The following is an 874-nucleotide window of genomic DNA, read 5'->3' on the forward strand; positions in this document are numbered from 1 at the left end:
GTACAGATCTTTAATAGCAGACAGATACAAATAGGTTCCTTGAAATGGCACATAGGTAATATCCGTCACCCATTTTTGGTTGGCTGCAGTGGCCACAAAATCACGGTTTAACACGTTCGACGCTACGATATTCTCCTTTCCCGCTTTATACTTCGGCTTTTTTCGACGGATTTTGGCCTGAACCCCCAACTCTTTCATCAGTCGGTACACTCGCTTATGATTCACGGTCTTCCCATAATTTCGTTTTATCCATGCCTTCACGCGGTAGTATCCATAGATCCCATTGACCTTTTGATGGCATTCGAGGATCATTTGTTTGATTTGTTCATTTTCCTTTTGCTTCTCTGTGACGATTCCCTGCCGGTTCATCCATCGATAGTATCCACTTCTTGACACACCGGCCAGTTGGCATAGCCAGGCAATCGGATAGGTGTTGGATAACTCCTGAATGATCGAGAACCGCTCTTTCGGTTTCACCTCCTTGCCAGCTCTCGTAACTTTTTTAAATAATCATTCTCTGCTTTCAGTCTTCGATTCTCTTCCTCTAAACTGCACTCTTTTTTTCGAGGCCTTCCCTTGAATGGAGACTTGGATGTCCCGCGCCGTTCTTCGAGCCCTTTTAGACCATGTTCATGGTAACGTTTTACCCAAAGTCTGATCGTTTTCGTGCAGGGAATCCCTAACTCTTGGCATATCCGCTTATATCCCCATCCTTCTTCGATGTACATCTGGACAGCCCTCCATTTAAACTCCACGGAATAAGTGGTCTTCCCTTTCGGTGTTTGCTTGGTCTCGAACATAAACAAATCCCTCCAGTGTTTTTACTGACAGTATGGGCATTTTCCCAACTGTCTACACTAGAGGGATAATATCA

1 protein-coding gene and 1 pseudogene are annotated in these 874 nt (G+C 44.6%); both read right to left on the reverse strand.

The genetic code is table 11. The features are described 5' to 3' along the window. Nucleotides 1-495 (reverse strand): annotated as a pseudogene (locus ABS784_RS16840) (IS3 family transposase); the annotation flags it as partial. Then, nucleotides 474-800, reverse strand: coding sequence for a transposase (locus tag ABS784_RS16845; RefSeq protein WP_011229672.1), 327 nt, complete (start codon nt 798-800; stop codon nt 474-476). The gene ABS784_RS16845 and the pseudogene ABS784_RS16840, both read right to left, overlap by 22 nt. Nucleotides 801-874 lie beyond the last annotated feature (74 nt).

It is taken from the genome of Geobacillus sp. G4, assembly GCF_040327975.1.
GTDB lineage: Bacteria > Bacillota > Bacilli > Bacillales > Anoxybacillaceae > Geobacillus > Geobacillus thermoleovorans.

Excerpts from the sequence above, each read along its gene's own strand:
- ABS784_RS16845 (WP_011229672.1), bottom strand. The coding sequence starts at position 800 with ATGTTCGAGACCAAGCAAACACCGAAAGGGAAGACCACTTATTCCGTG.